Annotated in this window: 12 protein-coding genes; 1 reads left to right on the forward strand and 11 read right to left on the reverse strand. The window is 29.9% G+C overall.

Translation table 11 applies throughout. From position 1 onward, the window contains the following. Nucleotides 1-435 precede the first annotated feature (435 nt). From melA to prmC, 10 genes are all read right to left on the reverse strand, one after another. Nucleotides 436-1,758 (reverse strand): alpha-galactosidase, encoded by a 1,323-nt coding sequence (melA, locus tag PLW95_06015; GenBank protein HOV22218.1) that lies wholly within the window; start codon nt 1,756-1,758, stop codon nt 436-438. Between the two features lie 11 nt (nt 1,759-1,769). Then, on the reverse strand, nt 1,770-4,442 hold the full coding sequence (gene ppdK, locus PLW95_06020; protein HOV22219.1) for a pyruvate, phosphate dikinase: 2,673 nt from the start codon (nt 4,440-4,442) through the stop codon (nt 1,770-1,772). Nucleotides 4,443-4,509: 67 nt separating this feature from the next. After that, nucleotides 4,510-5,982: a metallophosphoesterase gene (locus PLW95_06025; GenBank protein HOV22220.1), complete on the reverse strand. Its 1,473-nt coding sequence runs from the start codon at nt 5,980-5,982 to the stop codon at nt 4,510-4,512. Then, the gene (locus PLW95_06030) at nt 5,979-6,860 is read right to left on the reverse strand and encodes a bifunctional riboflavin kinase/FAD synthetase (GenBank protein HOV22221.1); all 882 of its coding nucleotides are present in this window, start codon (nt 6,858-6,860) and stop codon (nt 5,979-5,981) included. Before PLW95_06030 ends, PLW95_06025 begins: the two co-directional genes overlap by 4 nt. A gap of 3 nt (nt 6,861-6,863) precedes the next feature. Then, nucleotides 6,864-7,616, reverse strand: a complete 753-nt coding sequence (locus PLW95_06035) for an AIM24 family protein (protein HOV22222.1) — start codon at nt 7,614-7,616, stop codon at nt 6,864-6,866. A 13-nt stretch (nt 7,617-7,629) separates the two neighbouring features. Then, on the reverse strand, nt 7,630-8,400 hold the full coding sequence (locus PLW95_06040; protein ID HOV22223.1) for a creatininase family protein: 771 nt from the start codon (nt 8,398-8,400) through the stop codon (nt 7,630-7,632). A 2-nt stretch (nt 8,401-8,402) separates the two neighbouring features. Then, nucleotides 8,403-9,581 carry a glycosyl hydrolase family 28 protein gene (locus PLW95_06045; protein ID HOV22224.1) on the reverse strand — a complete coding sequence of 393 codons (1,179 nt, stop codon included), beginning with the start codon at nt 9,579-9,581 and terminating at the stop codon, nt 8,403-8,405. 177 nt (nt 9,582-9,758) lie between these two features. Continuing rightward, the gene (locus PLW95_06050; GenBank protein HOV22225.1) at nt 9,759-10,865 is read right to left on the reverse strand and encodes an iron-containing alcohol dehydrogenase; all 1,107 of its coding nucleotides are present in this window, start codon (nt 10,863-10,865) and stop codon (nt 9,759-9,761) included. A gap of 1 nt (nt 10,866) precedes the next feature. Next, entirely contained in the window at nt 10,867-11,928 is a 1,062-nt protein-coding gene (locus PLW95_06055) for an alpha/beta hydrolase family protein (GenBank protein ID HOV22226.1), read from the reverse strand. Nucleotides 11,929-11,930: 2 nt separating this feature from the next. Continuing rightward, the gene (gene prmC, locus PLW95_06060) at nt 11,931-12,800 is read right to left on the reverse strand and encodes a peptide chain release factor N(5)-glutamine methyltransferase (GenBank protein HOV22227.1); all 870 of its coding nucleotides are present in this window, start codon (nt 12,798-12,800) and stop codon (nt 11,931-11,933) included. Between the two features lie 153 nt (nt 12,801-12,953). On the opposite strand from prmC, the gene PLW95_06065 reads away from it, so the two are divergent. Further along, on the forward strand, nt 12,954-13,277 hold the full coding sequence (locus PLW95_06065) for a hypothetical protein (GenBank protein HOV22228.1): 324 nt from the start codon (nt 12,954-12,956) through the stop codon (nt 13,275-13,277). 52 nt (nt 13,278-13,329) lie between these two features. On the opposite strand, the gene PLW95_06070 is transcribed toward PLW95_06065, so the two are convergent. After that, nucleotides 13,330-15,171, reverse strand: coding sequence for a tetratricopeptide repeat protein (locus PLW95_06070; GenBank protein HOV22229.1), 1,842 nt, complete (start codon nt 15,169-15,171; stop codon nt 13,330-13,332). Between the last annotated feature and the right edge of the window lie 67 nt (nt 15,172-15,238).

Here is a 15,238-nt window from a genome sequence, read left to right on the forward strand (position 1 = left end):
ATATAACTATAAGGTATTTTTTTTATCTAATTTCAAATCATTGCTTATTATAATATATTTTCCCATCTGTTCTATTGCTTTATGAAGACAATCTTTTATCAAGAACAAATAAACTTTCTTTTATTCCAAAAGAATTCACCTGTATTAGAATATTCTTTAATGTGGTTACATCTTTTATACTGCCTGGGTAAATAGTGAAAAAAACGGCAATAATGATGACTCTTCAAAAACTATACCTTGACTTAAAACTACCTCTCACTTTTATTATTTGCCCTGTATTTATATCTTGCTTCCCTAAATAATTTCTCCTTTGTCTCGATTGTTTCTTCCCTTTATCCCAATAACTTTCTCCTTCATATACATAAACATTCTTCCCTATTTTCTGTTCTATTTATATAACTATGTTATTAATATCGCAGGATTTTAGGATAAAAATTAAAAACGGAAATGTTTGAATTGGGGAAGATATTCTTTATTTTTTTCAAACATCTCTTTTACCATTTTTTTTATTTCTGCAAGTGAAAGAACACTGGCTGAGAGAGGGTCATAACAAATTGCATGATATACCATTTCAGCGTCTCCAGTTAAAGCACCTTCCACTGCCATTTCTTCAGAAGATATATTAACATTATTTAGTGCTGCACATTGAGGAGGTAGTGACCCTACATATATTGAATTAAATCCCCTTTTATCAGCCAGAACTGGAATTTCTACACAAGCACCATAAGGGAGATTAGGAATAATCCCAGTATTTGGAAGATTACCATTAAATAAAAATGGTTCTCCTCCCATCCATGCGTTGATAATACTTGCTGCATATTCATGTCCCCTCTCTAAGGAAATTGGTTCTTCTAACCATTTTTTAATATCATTTTTCCATGTCTCTTCTCTTGTAAGATATTCATTAAGAATATATGCATGTTTTCCTGGATTCCAACCAGTTCCATAAGTACAATATTTTTCTATTAGGTCCTGTCTCTTTCTAAACCACCAGTTATATTCAGAATTATGTCCACTTGATTCAGTAACATAATAGCCAAGTGACAAAAACATTTCATTTCTTACTATTTCTTCCTGATATATTTCTTTATTATTTTTTACAACTTTTCTGATTAATGGATATGCGTCTTTACCATCTTTTTTAAACTCAACAAACCATGCCTGATGGTTAATTCCTGCACATAAGTAAGTAATCTGGTCCATAGTTGCCCCTATCCATTTAGCAAGCATTTCTGCTGTACCTTGAACACTATGGCATAATCCAGTAACTTTTATAGATGTTTTTCTTTGCATTGCTCTACATAACATCGCCATAGGATTAGTATAATTTAAAAAAATTGCATCGGGACATTGCTTTTCAATGTCTTTACATATATCAAGCATAACAGGTATGGTTCTTAACGCTCTAAAAATACCAGCAGCACCTCTTGTATCTCCTACATTAAAATCCACTCCATACTTTTTAGGAATTTCTATATCATATCTCCAGACATGAACACCACCTGCAAGAATTGTGCAAATAACTGCATCTGCATCTTTTAACGATGTTTTTCTATCAGTTGTAACTTCAAGTTTAGCAGGATATTTACCCACTTCAATAATTTTTTCTACTGCCCTTTTTATAAATTCAAGTCGTTCCTTGTCAATATCCATTAAACTTATAGTTGCATCTCTTAGTAATGGATAAGTTAAAATATCTTTTACCAAGGCACGTGTAAAACCAAAACTTCCTGCTCCAATAAATGATATTTTTGCCATTTATTCTCCTTTTACTTATCTCTCCATTTATCTTTCAATTTTTCTTCTATTACTGCCTGTGCAGCAGAAATTCGTGCAACAGGAACTCTATATGGAGAACACGAAACATAATTCATTCCAACTCTATGACAAAATTTTACACTCTCAGGGTCCCCACCATGTTCTCCGCATATTCCCACTTCAAGGCCTGGATTTGTACTTCTACCTTTCTTAATTCCCATTTCTACAAGTTGTCCTACTCCTTCCTGGTCAAGAGTCATAAATGGGTCATCGTTCAAAATTTTTTTATCTAAATAATAAAATAAAAATTTAGCTGCATCATCTCTGCTAAAACCTAATGTCATCTGTGTCAAATCATTTGTCCCAAAAGAGAAAAATTCTGCTTCTTTTGCAATCTGGTCCGCTGTTAATGCCGCCCTTGGAACTTCTATCATTGTCCCAACCATATATTTTATTTTAACACCATATTTTTTCATTACTTCTTCCGCAACTCTCACAACTACTTCTTTCTGATTTGCTAACTCATTTACATTTCCTACAAGTGGTATCATAATTTCAGGAATAACTTCTATACCTTCTTTTGCAAGTTCACACGCCCCTTCCATAATTGCCCTTGCCTGCATTTCTGTAATTTCAGGGTATGTTATTCCAAGTCGACATCCACGATGTCCAAGCATAGGATTAAATTCATGTAGTTGTTCAACTCTTTTAAGAATTCTTTCTTTCTCTTCTACCTTTTTCCTATCCTCTTTCCTCTCCTTCAGTAACGCAATTTCAACCATTAATTCCTCTCTTTTTGGTAAAAATTCATGCAAAGGTGGGTCAAGAGTCCTTATAATAACAGGAAAACCAGCCATTTCTTTAAAAATCCCTTTGAAATCATTTTTTTGAAATGGTAATAACTTATCAAGTGCTTTTCTCCTTGCCTCTTCTGTTTCTGCCATTATCATTTCCTGAACTATTGGTAATCTTTCAGGAGCAAAAAACATATGTTCAGTTCTGCAAAGTCCTATTCCTTCTGCCCCAAATTCTCTTGCTTTTTTTGCATCCTGTGGAGTATCTGCATTTGTTCTAACCCCAATTTTCCTTATTTCATCAGCCCAATCCATTAACTTTTTAAATTCTCCTGTTATCCCGCCTTCAATTGTAGGAACTTGTCCAAACATAACATTTCCAGTTCCACCATCTATTGTTATCCATTCCCCTTCTTTTATTTCTATATCTCCAACTTTTATAATTTTTCTTATTTCATCCACCTGTAAAGCACCACAACCAACAATACATGGTTTTCCCATACCTCTTGCAACAACAGCAGCGTGACTGGTCATCCCCCCTCTACTCGTCAAAATTCCTTTTGCTGCATTCATACCATGAATATCATCTGGCGATGTTTCAACTCTTACAAGAATAACTGGCTCTTTCTTTGCTTTTTCTTCTGCTTCATCTGCTGTAAATACAACTTTCCCACTTGCTGCTCCTGGTGAAGCAGGAAGTCCTTTTGCAATTGGTTCAACTTTTACTTTTGGGTCAAGAATTGGATGAAGTAATTGGTCAATCTGAGATGGTTCAACTCTCATTATGCCCTCTTCTTTTGTAATTAATCCTTCTTCAACCATATCCACTGCTATTTTAACCGCTGCCAGTGGTGTCCTCTTACCAGTTCTTGTTTGAAGCATATAAAGAGTACCTTTTTCAATTGTAAATTCAAAGTCCTGAACATCTCTGTAATGTTTTTCAAGCCGTTGTGTAATTTCTACTAATTGATTATAAACTTCTGGCATTTCTTTTTTAAGTTCACTTATTGGTTTTGGAGTCCTTATTCCCGCAACAACATCTTCTCCCTGTGCATTTGTTAGATATTCCCCATAAAATTCTTTTTCTCCTGTTGCCGGGTTTCTTGTAAATCCAACACCTGTTCCTGAATCATATCCCATATTTCCAAAAACCATTGTTACAATATTAACTGCTGTTCCTAAATCATCAGGTATCTTATTTAATTTTCTGTATGTGATTGCTCGTGGGTTATTCCATGATTTAAAGACGGCCTCTATGGCTCTTTTCAATTGAACCATTGGGTCCTGTGGAAATTCCTCCCCCGTTTCTTCTTTATATACTTGTTTATATTTTTTAACTATATCTTTTAGGTCATCACCTGTTAATTCAGAATCATACTTTACTCCTTTTTCTTCTTTCTTTTCTTCTAAATATTTTTCAAACTTATTTTTATCTATTCCCATAACAACATTTCCAAACATCTGAATAAATCTTCTATAAGCATCATAAGCAAATCTTTCATCACCTGAAATTTTTGCCAGCCCCTTTACTACTTCATCATTAAGCCCTAAATTTAAAATTGTATCCATCATACCTGGCATGGAAAATTTTGCTCCTGACCTTACTGAAACAAGAAGTGGATTTTCAGGAGAACCAAATTTTTTCCCGGTAGCTTTTTCAAGTCTTTTTAGATATTTTTTAAGTTCTTCATCAAAACCATCAGGAAGTTTCTCATTGTGTTGATAAAAGTAAGTACACATTTCTGTTGTAATTGTAAAACCAGGTGGAACTGGTATTCCTGCATTTATCATTTCTGCAAGTCCTGCTCCTTTTCCACCAAGTAAGTCCTTCATATCTCCTGTTCCTTCTGCTTTTCCTTCACCAAAAAAATAAATATATTTTTTCTCCATCTTTTTCCTCCTTGATATCAATATTTTATTTTTTAATTCTGTATGATAACTTTTTTTGATGTATAAGTCAACTAAATTTAACCCATTTTGTTAGCAAATTTTCGCCAGAACGAACACCAATTTTTTTTAGAAACTCAATATGTTTTGAAAAATCCCCTACTTCAAGTAAGTTATGAGCATCTGAGGCAAGAGAAATTTTAATACCATTTTCTATACATCTTTCAAAAAAAACAGGGTCTGGGTTATTGGTATGAAAATTTAATTCTGCACACACATTATATTTCTTCAAGATTTTTACAACATCTGAATAAATATCCTCTGGTGGGAGTATTTTATTCCTTACAAAATATCTTAAAGGATGAGCAAGAATATCTATATTATTTCTGCATACAAATTCCGTAAATTTTAAAAATCCACTTTTTATTTTTTTATAACTTACTTTATATTCTTCCGGTAAATAATGAACTGCTCCTATTAAATAATCAATACCATTTCTATCTTCTGGTAAAAGTGTTATTTTCCCATTTTTATCACATTCAACTTCCATTCCAACTTTTACATAACTATTTTTAATAGGAAATATTTTCTCTTTAAATTTTTCTATTCTGCTTTTCCCTTCTTTTTTTGACTGATAAATTATATCCACCCCATCTAAAAATTTATAACCCCAGTAATCATCTTTTGAAAGATAAAGTTGCCCTGAATGTTCTGTAAGAACAATACCATCAAGTCCAAAAATTTTCGCCCTTTCTATGTTTTTTTTACTCTCTACATTCTCTCTACAATAAGCAAATTCAGTATGACAATGAAAATCAATTAAAGGAAATGGTGCTTCCATACATAAGGACTTTTTTTGAAACTTAATTTTTTCTTTATTTATTTCTATTATGTAATAGGAAAATGGACTTTCACATATAGCAGGTAAAGTTAAAAAGTAAATTCCTTTATGTTTTTTTTCTTTTATTCCTTTATGATAATGTCCACTTATAGACACTAAAACATTATTCTCTTTATATAAATTTAAAATTTCTTCATCATTTTCAAAATTATAAGGATAACCACCTTCTATTTTTGGATAAATAATATTATGCTGAATAGTAATAATTTTTTTATCTCTAAACTGCTGAGAGAATTTTTTGAATTTTTCAATTTCCTGTTTTTTTCTATAACATTTTTCATCTTTCAGGTAATTGTCACAAAAGGGATAAAAAATATATTCCCCATAAATTAAAGGTAATGTTGAATTTCCGGATAATTTACAAAATTTACTGAATTCAATATCATGGTTTCCTCTGACCAAAATAAATGGTTTTTTCTCTTTTTCAATAATTTTTTTAATTTCAAGAAAATCATTTTCTGTACATGAAAGAGTCCTATTATCAACAAAATCACCACATACAACAATAACATCAAAGTTTTCTTTTTCTCTCCTTAAAATTCTTTCAACAAATTCAGGACCAATCTCATATTTTCTTTCAGGAAGTCCAATATAACTACTATCAGAAACATAATGTATATCACCTATTGCTAAAATTCTCATTTTATTTCCTTAATTATATTTATGTCTTTCTTAATTTGTTTTTTCAATTCATCAACAGATGAAAATTTTATCTCATCTCTAATTTTTTTCAAAAAAAACACCTCAATTGTTTCTCCATAAATCTCTTGTTCAAAATCAAAAATATAAACTTCAACTCTTTTTCTTTTTTCTCCAAAAGTGGGACAATTCCCAACATTCAATCCCCCTTTGTATTTTTCCCCTTTATAAAAAACATATCCAGCATAAACACCCTGCCCTATTTCAATTTTTTCGTCTAACAGAACATTCGCAGTAGGAAAACCTATTTTTTTACCTCTGCCACTGCCAGCAACTACTTTTCCTTTAATGGAAAAATGCCTTCCTAAAAACTTATTTGCTCTTTCAATATTGCCTTCTCTCAAAAATTTTTTTATTTTACTCGTATTTACAACTTCTCCATCTATCTCAACTGCATTAACAATATTAACTGAAAATCCATATTTTTTTGAAATATCTTTTAATAAATCAACATCCCATTTTCTATCCTTCCCAAATTTAAAATTAAAACCAACAACAATTTCTTTTACTCCTATTTTAATTAGAAATCCAATAAATTTTTCTCCATCCCAATTTTTTATCTCTTCAAAATCACTCCATATGCATATTTCAATTCCATATTTTTTCAATAGAGAAATTTTCTCTTCAAATGGAGTAATATAAGATTCTAACGGGAAATTTTTAAAGGTAAAAACAGCAGGAATTTTATTTTTTCCTTTTGAAATAGAAATAATTTTTTTTATTAACTTTTGATGTCCTAAATGAACCCCATCAAATTTTCCAATGCCAATAACTAAACCCTCTTCAATTTTTATTTTTTGATGAATATTGTAGATTTTCACAAATTAATCCTCACTTCCACCCAAAATATCTCCTACTATTCCACCAAGTCCAAATTTTTCTCCGCCTTTTCTTACAACTTTTCCCCCAATTTCTCTTCTAAGACGCGATAATGTAATACTCTGTAAAATTATCTTGCCGGGACCTGTTAATGTTGCAAGAAATATGCCTTCTCCTCCAAAAATTGCTGTTTTTATATCTTTTACAAATTCAATATCATAATTAACCTTTTCTTCAAACCCAACAATACAACCAGTATCAACATGTATTTTTTCTCCAGGTGCTAAATCAACTGTATAAAAATCACCTCCAGCATGAATAAAAACTGTGCCAGGACCTGTAAATTTTTCAAGAATAAATCCTTCCCCACCAAAAAATGCAACACCAACTTTTTTTTGAAGAGCAATTGAAAAACCAACATCCTTAGTTGCACAAACAAATGAATCTCTTTGAGAAATAAAACTTTCACCATCTTTAAGTTCTATTGCTTGAATTTTACCGGGAAAATCCCCAGCAAAAGCAACATATCCATCTCCATTTATAGGAGTAAAGTGAGTTGTGAACAAACTTTCTCCTGTTACTATCCTCGTAAAAACTCCTTTTAATTTATCATTTCTTGTATCTCCAACAATTTTGCTTTCCATATTCATATTTTGACTTTTAAACATCATTTTCCCACCTTCTGCATAAATTTCCTCTCCTACTGAAAGATATATCTTTACAAATTGCAAATTACTACCAATTATTTCGTATTTCATTTTTTTCCCTCCATTAGTAAGGAAATTTTTCATCAATTTTTGTTTTTGAAAGTTCTAAAATTATTTCTGAAATTCTATCTGTTGCTCCTTCAACAATTATTTTTCCTTTTTCTGCATTTGCCTTTTTAGGATTTCCATGACCAGAATTTGTCGTTAAAAGATGCCATTGTCTTGGAAGCCATATTTTCTCTTCTTCTAATGATTTAAGTCGTGGTTTATTTACTCTTCCATCATCAGCCCATTCAAGGTGAACAAGGTCTGGATAAAGATACATCAACCATGATGTTTCTGCCTCATGTCCATGTTCTCCATCTTTATCTTCACAGACATTTTCAACAATATCATTTCTAACATTCCACCAGTCAAGTAAAAAAATCCAGACATTTGTTTTGCCAAAAATCTCTCTTATTAATGGCTTAAAATCATTTCCACCATGAGCATTAAGAAGTAAAAGTTTATAAATTTTATGATTTTCAAGTGACCAGATAATATCTTTTAAAATTGAAAGTTGAGTTGTTGGAGAAAAATGTAATACCAAAGGAAAACCAAAAGTGTTTGAATTAACACCAACTGGAATAGTTGGTAATACAATAACTTTTGCCCCTTTTTCTATTGCCTTTTTAGCACTTATTTCACTAATTTTAGAAGCAGCAAGTGTATCTGTTCCATAAGGAAGATGTAAATTGTGTGGTTCTGTTGAACCCCATGGCAAAACAGCAACTTCAATTTTCCCTTTTTCTCTTACTTCTTTTAAAGTCATCTCTATTAAATTTACTTTTCCCATATTTACTCCTTTTCCTGTTTAGTTGTTAATTTAAAATTATCAAATCTAATGTTCTCGCAATTACAACATACTATTCCATTTTCTCCTGAATTTTCCATTTCTAAATTATTAAAAGTAATATTATAAATTTTGGTTTCTTCATTTCCTTTTATAATAAGTGCCTCTCCACTTTTAATTATTTTTATATTGGAAAAATTTATATCTGAAAGTCGTGTTAATTTAATACCATTTTCTATATATAACCATATTGGTGATAAATTACTTTTAATTGTAATGTTTGAAAACATAATATCGTGAATATCTGCACCATCTGTAATATTTTCTGGTAAATAAATTTTTGGATGTTGAGAAATAATACCTCTTGCACCTTCAATAATTAAATTTGTAAATACACAATTCTGTATTATCCCATCTCCCGGACACCCTATTCTTATTCCTTGACAAGAAGTTCTTAAAATACAATTGCTTACAGTAATATTTTCACATATGGCAGGTTCATCATATAAGTTTTGCATAGAACGAATTGCTATACAATCGTCTTCAGTATCCATAATACAATCACTAATTATTACATTTTTACATGCATCTACATCTATTCCATCAATATTTCTCATCCTTTTATTTCCAAAAATTCTTATATTATGAATATTTATATCCTCACACTTCATAAACCAGATTGTCCAACATGGTGAATCAACAAATTTTACTCCTTCAATAAAAACATTTTTACATTTATAAAACATTATTATTCTTGGTCTTGGAATATTTGGTTTGTTATACTTACCATTTTCATCGGATGGGGTATTTTTATAAAAAGAAAGTCCTGAACCATTAATCTCTCCATATCCTGTAATTGAAATATTTTCACTTTCACTGGCAATTATAAGAGCATTTTTTGTCATTTCCTTTTTTGGTTCTATTCTCTGCATTAAAAATCCATTTGCCTCTAATTCTCTATAGTCATCAGGATTTTCACTTCCAATAATTTTACACCCCCGCTCTAAATGAAGTTGAACATTACTTTTAAGTTCTATTGTTCCTGTTTTAAAAATTCCACTACTAAATATAATTTTTCCTCCTCCATTTTCATTACAGGTATCTATTGCTTTCTGAATTGCTTCTGTGTTAATTGTTTTTCCATCTCCTTTTATATCAAAGTCCTCAATTTTATATATCCCCATATTTTCTTATCCTTTTTTTAAAAAATATTATCATATTTTGTAGAGAAATTAAATCAATTTTTAAATACTCAATCAATACTAAAATATAATTAGGTTGTAGTAAATAATTATATATATTGTTGAGTTTTAATAATAAAATAATTCAAAACTTCAGAAGTTATGGAGTTAAGAAAAAAATTAAAAAGCCAATTCCAATATTTTTCTAAAATCTATTTCTTTTATTTTCATTCCTTCAATTGCTCTTTCACAACCAATTTTTGAAAGTTCTAAAAGTTCATCTATATCTTCACTTTTTACCCCAACATCTCTTAAATTAAAAGGCAATCCCATATTTTTAACAAAGGCACTTAAATTTTCAATACTTCCCCATATTTTATTTAATTTTTCAATTTCTTTTTTATAACCATTATTATAAAGGTATTCTAAAATATAAGGAAGAAATAGAGCATTAGCAGTTCCATGATGAATTCCATATTTTATTGTAAGTGAATATCCCATCCCATGAACAATTATTGTTCCTGTTTTATTTATTGCCAGTCCAGCGAGAAGAGAAGAAAAAAATACTTTTTCTTTACTTTTTTCATCTCCCTTACCTGCATAAGGCAAGAACTCCCATAAAATTTTTAGCGATTCAGTTGAAAAAATCTCTGAAAATTCATCACTTTTAATAGAAAGAAAACTTTCTACACTATGTGAAAAAGCGTCCATCCCAGTTGCAGCAACAAGTTTAGAAGAAAGTGTTGCCAGAACTGATGAATCTAAAATTGCCATTTTGGGTATAATTTTTTCACTTCTTATTGTTTTTTTAGTCCTTCCTTTTTTATAAACAATAACTGAATATCTTGTAACTTCACTTCCTGTCCCAGATGTTGTTGGAATTGCAATTACTGGTAATGGTTCATTTCCATATTCCTTTTCTCCAAAATAATCCTCAATTTTCCCTGGATTTTTACTTCTTACTGCTACACCTTTACCAACATCCATTGCACTCCCACCACCAACTGCAAGGATACAATCACAATTTTCTTTTTTACAAAAATCAACTGCAATTTCAACATTTTCTGTATCTGGTTCTGGTTCAACATTATAAAAATGAGAAAATTTTATTTTTTCCTTTTCAAGTACATTTTTAATTCTATTAAAAAGTCCTGATTTGAAAATAAAATTTTTTCCACTTACAATTAGAACTTTTTTTCCATAATTTTTTATTTCGCAAAGATACTTTTCTATACCTTCATTTTCAAAATAAACTTTTCCTGGCATAAAAAAATATGATGATTTCATCTTATTCCCCCATTTGTTTTCTTATAATTTCCTCTTTAACTTTCATTATCTCTTTCCATGCTAATGATGCATAAAATCTATGTCCAGAAGGTCCAACTACAAGTTTAATTCTTTCAGGATGGCCTGCTTTTTCATATATTTCCTTTGCTTTGTTAAATGCCTTTCTAACACCTGCAATCGGGAAAATATTGTCCTCTTTTCCTGCAACAATAATTAAAAATTTAGGTGCAATTAAACCAGCAAGGTCTTCCATACCAAAATATTTAAAAGATGATGGAATATAATTATCCATACAATGTCCTATTTTCATAATTGAGTCCTCATATGTACAAAAAGAACAGGAAGGAACAGAAATTTTTATTCTATCCTCAATACAGGAAGCATAATAAGTTATTGTTCCACCACCTGAATTGCCCATACAACCAATTATTCTTTTATCAACAAATGGAAACTGGTATAACAAATCAATTCCCCTTATAACATCGGATATCCTTTCACTTATTAAAGTATGCCCTAACATTAAAGAATGCATAGTAGCATCCCAGCACCTATTTTCCATTTTCTGTTTTAATAATTTTTCTTCTCTTTCTCCAAAACATCTCTGTTCAATAGCAAGTGCAACGAATCCATTCTTTACTGCCTGTATTGCAAAATCTCTATCTCCATTTATTTCCTCTTTATCTTCTTTTGAATAAGGAACACCAACTGAAATATGAGCACCAGAAGAATGCCCTTGAAGACAAACAAAAGCAGGATATTTTTCTTTTTTCTTATTTGGAATTAAAAGATATGCAACATTTATTACATAAGGATTTGTTGGAAAAATTATTTTCTGTAATTTATAATCAGAATGATTTTCCTCTTTTATAATTTTAAAATCAACTTTCCCTTTATCTTTATAAATTGGTCCTATAAGTTGTTTGAATTTTACTCTTAATTTTTTTCTCCAACTTTCAAAATTACTCTTTTTTGAAAAAGAAAGTTGCTTCTCCGTCTTTTTCATCAAATTTAAGTGAAAATACGATGGAGAAAGTTTTTCTTCATAATTTTTAAATTTATCCATTTTTATTCCTCCATTTTATTGTGTTTCTTAAAAATTACTACTCTCTCAATGCCATTCAGGTCATTTGTAAATTCTATAATTTTTAAATCATTAAATTTTTTATTTTTCAAAAATTTACTTTGATTATACCCTATTTCTAAAATTAAAAAGCCATTATTAGATAAATATTTTCCTGCATTGTTAAGAATTCTTTCTATAAATTCCATTCCTGATTTCCCACCATTTAAAGCAATATATGGTTCTTTTTTTACATCATTTTCTAAATTTTCTATTTCTCTTTCAGGTATATAAGGAGGATTACTAACAATTATATCAAATTTAATATTCTTTTTTGGAAATAGGTCTGTTTTTATAAACTTAATTTTATTTTCAACTTTATATCTATCAGCATTTTTTTTTGCAATTTTAATACTCTTTTCTGAAACATCTGTTGCAATAATTTTAGAATTTTTTATTTCTTTTGCAAGGGTAATTGCAATATTTCCAGAACCAGTTCCTATATCAAGAATATTAACAAACGAAGGGGAAAAAAAATTTTTATAAATCTCAATCGTTTTTTCTATGATTATTTCTGTTTCAGGTCTTGGTATAAAAACTCCCTTTTCAACATAAAATTGATATTTATAAAAATAGCTCTTCTTTATTATGTATTGGAGAGGAATCCCTTCAATTATTTTGTTAAGGTATTCAATATATTTTTTTATTGTTCTTGAAGAAATTTCTTCTTCATCTAAGTAAAGGTCTGGAATTTTCTTTTTTGTAATCTCACTTAAAATAATTTCTGCCTTTTTAACTGCTTCTTTAATCCCATTATTTTTTAAAATTTCACTTCCTGATTTTATTAGTTCTGTGGATAACATTTTTTGAGACATTATTTAGAAATTTGAAAGTATCTATTTTAAATAATTTACGCCTTTTCCCTTTCTTCGTCAATAAAATTTTTTCTGGAACCTGGTTCCAGAATTGTATTTGCCAGGTTGTTTTTATATCAGGTATAATAACTCAAAGGAGAAGGAAAAATAAAAATGGCTCTTACAATAACTCTTGGGTTTTTAGGTATTTTAATTGTTTTGCTTGGAATAGGGACAAATTGGGCTTTAAATATAAGGGCAGAAAGATTAATACAGGCAGAAGATGAAAGAGTAAAAAATTTAATAAAAGAGATGAGGGAAGGTACAGAAAATCTAATGAAAGATATGAGACAAAGTACAGAAATTTCAATAAATAATGCAAGACAAAGCACAGCAGATTTAATAAGAGAGATAAAAGAGACAAAACTTTATATTGCCTCTCTTATAAAAAGTGACGGTGAAAAAACAAGAGAATTGATAAACAAAGTAATAAAATAAAAAAATATTTGTTGATCTTATCCAACCCCGTAGTTGAATCTACCAAAAAAAATTATTTACCTTTGGTCTGTAAAGAAATAAGAACTTCTGAGGCAGCTTTACTGATTTCCGGATATTGGGCATTTTCACTTAAATAGTTTATTAAACCAATTATTTCCTCATTTGGATTGGTTTTCAAATAATCTGGTAGAATTTTTATAATACCTGCCCTCAATTTTATCTCATCATTTTTTTCTTGTTCCTGTTGTGGGTAGTCCTGCTGTAATCTTTCAAGAAGTAGGTCAATTTTGCTATAATCACCTAATTGGGCAAGTGCCAATGAATAATATGGTTCATAATTTGGGGCACCAAATTCTTTCCATGCATTTTTAATTACAGGAAGTGCCTGTTTATCTCTCATTTCTCCAAGTGCAATAATTAATTTCATAGCAAAAATAATTTCATTTTCTTCTTCGGTTGTTTTTTGTTGTTGCGGAGTATATTCAGGCATAAATCCTGGTCCCATACCAGGAGGAAACATACCAGGAGTAAATTGAGGGACATAAGAAGGTGTTGAAATTTTAACTTCCCCTCCTTTTTTTGCTAATAACATTTGATATTTATTACTCTTTTCCTGTAATTGTTGTAATTGAGTTTGTATCTCATTTAATCTTTCTGTCTTTGTTCCAATCTGTGTATCAATATTTTTCAATTGGTCTCTTAATTTCTTAACTTCTGTTGTTGAGAGAACTTTTATTTCTCCCCCACCTTGAACAGGAGGCATACCACCACCTGGTGCCATCATTCCTGGCTCCATTCCTCCCATCTGTAATTTGTTACTTATATCACTCCTATCCTGTTGAAGTTTATTCAGTTCACTGTTTAATGTAATTCTTTCAACTTCTAATTTTTCTATTTCATTATTTATATTTTGAATATTCTTTTTTGCCTCTTCTCTTTCCTGTTCTCTATTTTTTATCATATTATTAAGTGTATCCCTGAGAGTTATCATAACAGATTCAGTTCTTATTCCTCCTATACTTTCAAGAGCAACAATTTTAATTTCAAATGGTGTCTCTTTATTCTGAATTAAAGAAAGAATAAATTCGCCAACATCTGGTTGATTAACTTTACCTAATGCACTTATTAAGTTCTTTTCCACTTCAATATCTTTTTCTTTTTTAATTATTCCAATTATTTCATTATAGACACCTGAAATCTCTGATGAAGAATAATAAGGTAATTTTCTTGATTCGTTTTCTCTTAATGTTTTCGTTCCATATTTTATTCTTTTTACTAATTGGTCAATTGGAATTTTTTCTTCTTTTTCCCCGGGAATACCTTCAAATCCAGGCATACCTTCTTGTCCTGGCATTCCTGGTTGTCCTTGCTGTTCTTTCCCCGCTTCTTTTTTCTTCTTTTCCTCTGCTATTTTTTTCCTTTCTTCTTCTTCTAATTTTACCCATTTGTCAGATATATCTTTTTCTTTAATCCCCTTTTCTATTTGTTTTTTAACTAATTTAGCATTTTTGCCAATTAGTGACTGAGGAGAAATCTCTATAACTTTATTAAATTCTTCAAGTGCTTTTGCCTTATCGTTTTGAGCAAGATAAAGGTGAGCAAGAGAATAATGAAATTTAGGATTTTGTGGCTCTCTTTCAATTGCCTGGTCATAATATTTCTTTGCTTCCTCCATATCTCCTTTCCTAAAATATGTTTCTCCTAAATAATAATAAACAATTGCATTATCAGGACTTAGATTTTTTGCCTGTTTAAAATAGCTGAGTGCATCTTCATAATTACCTATTTTAAGATAATTCAAACCAGAATTTACTTTATCAAGAAATTCATCAGAAGAAAAAAGAATAAATGATGAAAAAAACATAATGATTAAAAATTTTTTTCTAATAGACATTTTTACCTCCTCTATTATACTATTACTATTTAGTAAGTATTCAATTTTATATCTCTCTTAAAATCCC

Source organism: bacterium (assembly GCA_035370465.1).
Taxonomy (GTDB): domain Bacteria; phylum Ratteibacteria; class UBA8468; order B48-G9; family JAFGKM01; genus JAGGVW01.